The organism is Deltaproteobacteria bacterium CG11_big_fil_rev_8_21_14_0_20_49_13, from assembly GCA_002796305.1.
GTDB lineage: Bacteria > UBA10199 > UBA10199.
On the sequence record PCWZ01000070.1, the window covers coordinates 12,944 to 18,380 of the forward strand.

General features: G+C 49.9%; 3 protein-coding genes and 1 pseudogene. All 4 read left to right on the plus strand.

Annotated elements, in window-relative coordinates; genetic code table 11:
- Positions 1-369: 369 nt before the first annotated feature.
- The 4 genes and pseudogenes from COV46_06750 to COV46_06765 all read left to right on the plus strand — a co-directional run bounded on the left by COV46_06750 (position 370) and on the right by COV46_06765 (position 5,295).
- Positions 370-788, plus strand: a pseudogene (locus tag COV46_06750) (damage-inducible protein D).
- Positions 789-808: 20 nt separating this feature from the next.
- Entirely contained in the window at positions 809-2,551 is a 1,743-nt protein-coding gene (locus COV46_06755) for an arginine--tRNA ligase (protein ID PIR16842.1), read from the plus strand.
- A 112-nt stretch (positions 2,552-2,663) separates the two neighbouring features.
- Complete coding sequence (locus COV46_06760; protein PIR16843.1) at positions 2,664-3,509, plus strand: hypothetical protein; 846 nt, start codon at positions 2,664-2,666, stop codon at positions 3,507-3,509.
- Positions 3,499-5,295, plus strand: a complete 1,797-nt coding sequence (locus COV46_06765; protein ID PIR16844.1) for an elongation factor 4 — start codon at positions 3,499-3,501, stop codon at positions 5,293-5,295. The genes COV46_06760 and COV46_06765 overlap by 11 nt, the downstream gene beginning before the upstream one ends.
- The last annotated feature ends 142 nt before the right edge of the window (positions 5,296-5,437 follow it).

Genomic DNA, 5,437 nt, shown 5'->3' on the forward strand with positions numbered 1-5,437 from the left:
GGAACAACCACAAGTGGAACAACCGTGCGGCCAATCGCAACAACGACAACCCTACTAACTGCAACAACAACGATGGTTTCCGTTGTGCGTGGCCCCAGCACTTCCTAAAGTGGAGTAAAAAAGCTTTAAGCCAGATTTTTAGATTTTACGGAATCTAAGAGCGTGCTTGAGGGGAGTCCAGACCTGTCATCCTGGTTTGTCATTGCATATGGCGAACCGAAGAGCGCAGTAATCCACCCATCTTTCGTAACCTTGCGTTTCCAGCGGGGCGAGCAAGATGGGTGGAGTTTTTTATCTTGTAAAAACAGGGTGCGGTGATATTGTTTCCGGCGAGTTTAGAGCAGAGGCGCAAAATGAAAAAAAGAACTTATTGGAGAGCTGTTCCAGAAATTTGAGCAGGCTCGTTATTTATTGGAAAATGTCGAATGCTGGAGCGCTCGCGAATTGCAGGATATCTTTGGCTATACGGAATGGAGAAACTTTACAAAGGTCACTGATAAGGCCAAGAGTGCCTGCGAAAATGCTGGTAGCAAGATCTCTGACCATTTTGTTGACATCAACAAAATGGTCTCGCTAGGTTCTGGAAGTGAGAGAAAGATCGATGATATTGCCCTGACACACTGATATCGCAAGAGCATGTTGATAACAATGTGGCAGTACGCAAAATACTTATTGAACGTGGAGTACGGCCAGAATCACTGCCACCAGCGGAAGATGTCAAAAAAGTAGCTCGCAGGCTTGAAAATGAAGATAGGAAGATGTTGAAGGCTGGAAAGAAGATCAAATAATTTAAGGAGAGGGATTTTATATTGTGCATCAGATAAAGCAGATAATTGAACAGGCGCTTCTTGCGTGCAAGAAGAGAGGCGCTTTGGCGCTTGCCGAGATGCCTGCGGTCAACCTTGAAACTCCCAAGAATCCGGAGCACGGCGACCTTTCAACGAACGTTTCGATGTTGCTTGCAAAGCCTGAAGGGAAGTCCCCCAGAAAGATAGCGGAGGAGATAATATCCGTGATCAAGACCCCGGGCGACGAGCTTCTTTCGGTATCTATCGCAGGTCCCGGATTCATAAACTTTAAGATAAACCCAAAACTCTCATTGAGCATACTTCACAAGGTCTATGACGGCGGAGAGAAGTATGGCACGCTTAAGATCGGGGACGGCAGGAAGGTTCAGGTGGAGTTCGTCAGCGCCAATCCCACGGGGCCTTTGCATGTAGGTCATGGGCGAGGCGCTGTCTACGGCGATACGCTTGCGCGTCTTCTTGCGGCGGCCGGGTTCCAGGTCACAAAAGAATATTACCTTAACGACGCCGGCGTTCAGATGCAGACGCTAGGTAGGTCGGTACTTCTCCGTATAAAAGAGCTTGAAGGAGAGAAGATAGAGTTCCCTGAGAATTGCTATCAGGGCGAGTATATAAAGGATATCGCAAAGGAGATTTTATCATTGCGAGCGAAAGCGAAGCAATCCAGTGAATATAAATGGATGCAGGAGATTGCCTCGGCCGTTGGCCTCGCAATGACGGTCAACTCCGAAAATGACGTGATCCTATTCTTCGGCCAGTATGCCGGGAGAAAGATACACGATGAGATAGTGAAGGACCTTTCCGATTGCGGTGTGGGGCACGACGTCTATTTCAACGAATCGGAGCTTCACAAACACGGCAAGGTAGAGAATGCGGTCGAATTCCTGCGAAAGAGGGGTTTTGTCGAGGACAGGGAAGGGGCCATCTGGTTCCTCTCCACCAAGTTCGGCGACGAAAAGGACCGCGTCCTCAAGAAGAGCGATGGGTTCTATACCTATTTTGCCGCCGACATCGCATATCACAAGGATAAGTTCGACAGAGGGTTTGACCGTGTGATAGATATATGGGGTGCCGATCATGCCGGCCATGTCCCCAGGATGAAGGCGGCAATAGAGGCGATGGGACATGACCCCAAAAAGTTCGACGCCGTCCTTATACAGCTCGTCAACCTCATAAAGGGCGGCCAGCTTGTATCGATGTCGACACGTTCTGCTCAATACGAAACATTAAGGACCCTTCTTGACGAGGTAGGAAGGGATGTCTGCAGATATTTCTTTCTCATGCGCTCTCACGATGCCCAGCTCGATTTCGATATCGATCTTGCCACATCACAGAGCATGGATAATCCGGTCTATTATATTCAATATGCGCACGCGAGGATCTCGAGCGTTTTTGAAAAGGCCAAAGAGACAGGCATGAAGTTGAAGCTCTCAAAAGATACCGATCTTGAACCTCTGACTCTCCCGGAAGAGATGGAGATAGCCATGTTCCTGGGCGAGTATCCTGCAGTAATAGAGGAGGCGGCGAGAAAGCTTGAGCCCCACCGGATAACCTATTACCTCCTAGACCTTGCCCGAAAGTTCCAGAGCTATTACACAAAGGGAAAGAAGGAGAGTTCTTACAGATTTCTTTCCGAAGATATTAAAATGACCTCGGCCAAATGTTATTTATTGAAAAATATCCAGATTGTGTTAAAAAATGGACTTAACGTGCTCGGTTTGAGCGCGCCTGACAGAATGGATTAGGGAAGTTGTCAGGCAGAAGACAGAAGTCGGACATCAGACTTCCGATTTCCGACTTCGCCTCATTTACGAGAGCACGATAGCACGATAGCACGAGAGTACGAGAGTACGAAATATGATCAACGATTATAAGAATATTCAGGAAGAAAGAGAACCTGACCTCCAATATTTCTGCAAGTTCACATTTGGCCAGTTCTTCACGATACTGGTCCTCGAAGTGGCAACTCTTGCATTTGTGTTCTACTTAGGGGCCAAGTACGGCACAAGCTATCTCAAGATAGACACGGCCGACGATCAGAGGTCTGTGGTTACTGAAATAGTTTCAACAGGTGGAAATGGGGGGCAAGCCTCCTCTACTGCAACCCCAACCGTTTCCCAGCAGGCCATACAGGATCTTGAACTTCAGGCGATGGCTAGGGATGCGTTAAAAGGGAGCGGTAACAATAGTTTAAAGGGTAAAGTTAAAGAATTGCTTGATAAGCAGGCCAACAGTCCTGTAGTCTCGGAACCCCAGCAGCAGACGGCATTACCCCAGAGCACCATCCAGCAGCAGCAGGCGGCAATGCAGGCGGCCATGGATGCTCTTAATGCGGAGCAGGCCCAGGCGTCGTCTGTGATACCCACGCCGGAGCCACAGCCCGCACAAGCTGCTCTTCAGGCTCCGGCGGCACCCCTAGAACAGGGGGAGTCGGGTGCCATAAAGATCAAATCGTCTGCCGGAGCTCAGTACTCCATACAGGTAGGCTCATACCCCAACATGCAGGAAGCCAATTCCAAGGTCGAGAGCTGGCGTGGCAGGGGTTACCCCTCTTTTATGATGATAGCCGATATCCCGGACAGGGGCAGATGGTACAGGGTCCGTATCGGCGGATTTCCCACAAAGGAAGATGCTCAAACATACCTCGAGAAGTTCAAGGGTAACGAAGGTGTTGAGGCAATCGTTGTCTTAAATGAACAGTGATCTGATCCGAAATTTTTGCATTATAGCTCACGTTGATCACGGAAAGTCCACCCTGGCGGACAGACTTCTGGAAGCGACAGGTTCTATCTCTCTGCGCGAGAAAAAGGACCAGTTCCTCGATAACATGGAGCTTGAGCGCGAGAGGGGGATCACCATCAAGGCGCAGACAGTTAGACTCAATTATAAGGCCAAGGATGGCAAGACCTACGAACTAAATCTCATCGATACGCCGGGGCATGTCGACTTTCGTTATGAAGTCTCCCGCTCTCTTGCTGCATGCGAAGGGGCGCTTTTGGTAGTCGACGCCACGCAGGGGATCCAGGCTCAGACCGTTGCCAACGCGTTCGAGGCGCTTGACCACAAGTTGGAGCTCGTCCCTGTCATCAACAAGATAGACCTTCCCGGAGCCGACATAGATTCAGCCGTCAGGCAGATAGAAGATGTCTTTGGCATCGACGCATCACATTCTGTTCCTGCCAGCGCCAAGACCGGTGAGGGAGTGGCGGAAATATTGGAGAGGATTGTCCAGTTTCTTCCTCCTCCAAGGGGAAGGAACGAGGCGCCGCTTAGAGCCCTTCTAATAGACAGCTGGTTCGATAGTTATCAGGGCGTCGTTTGTCTCATGAGGGTGGTAGACGGAAAGATAAAAAAGGGCGATCAGATACTGATGATGAACGCCGACAAGACCTATGAGGTATTGAAGCTTGGCATCTTTGCCCCGCGTTCGGTCGAAGTCGATATTCTTGAGGCTGGGGATGTCGGTTACCTTGTGGCGGGGATCCGCGAGGTCCGCGATACAAAGATAGGCGATACTATAACGCTTAAAGATGCGCCGGCGAGTCACGCGCTCCCCGGTTTTAAAGAGATAAAACCGATCGTCTTTGCCGGCATCTATCCTACCGATTCGGGGCAGTACGACGAACTTCGCGACGCCCTTCTAAAATTAAAACTTAACGATTCATCTTTCACCTATGAGCCCGAAACTTCGATGGCGCTCGGTTTTGGTTTTAGATGCGGATTCTTAGGCTCGCTCCATCTTGAGGTCATCATGGAGAGGCTTGAGCGCGAATATAATCTGGAGCTTATCTGCACGGCGCCGACGGTCGGATATCAGGTGATGACGACCGACGGGGCCATTAAGACCGTCTCCAACCCGGCCGATTTTCCGGAAACCCAGCTTATAGAAGTGATAGAAGAACCTTATGCAATGGTGAATCTGATCGCCCCATCGGAATATCTTGGAGCGATCATTCAGCTCTGTCAGGAGAAGCGCGGTGAACAGCAGAACATGGAGTACCTCACAAAGGAGCGGGTGAGGGTCCAGTATCTTCTGCCTTTTCAGGAGCTGATATCGGATTTTCACGACAGGCTTAAGGCATGCAGCAAGGGCTTTGCCTCGCTTGATTACAAGCTTCACGGTTATCGCGAAGGCAAGCTTGTTAAATTGAACATCTTGATAAACGGTGATCATGTAGATGCCCTCTCTGTCATCGTTCACAGGGACCAGGCATATGCAAGGGGGCGCGATATTGCGGGTAAACTTCGCAGGGTCATTCCTCGCCAGCAATATGAGGTCGCCATTCAGGCGGCGGTGGGAAACAAGCCTATTGCACGCGAGACCGTTAAGCCGCTTCGTAAGAACGTTACAGCTAAGTGTTACGGCGGCGACGTTACCCGCAAACGCAAGCTCCTAGAGAAGCAGAAAGAAGGCAAAAAGCGGATGAAGATGGTCGGCGTGGTCGAGATCCCTCAAGAGGCGTTCTTGACGGTGCTAAAAGCAAAATGACCCCGAAGGCCCCCGCACTGACTCGTCTGCACAATAAAATTTATCCATAACCTTTTGATATTACAATAGAATTACCCCCCCCTAAAATAGGTAGTAACTACTCACCCAAATTCTAGTTTTTAGCGAGGTGGCTGACGGCAAA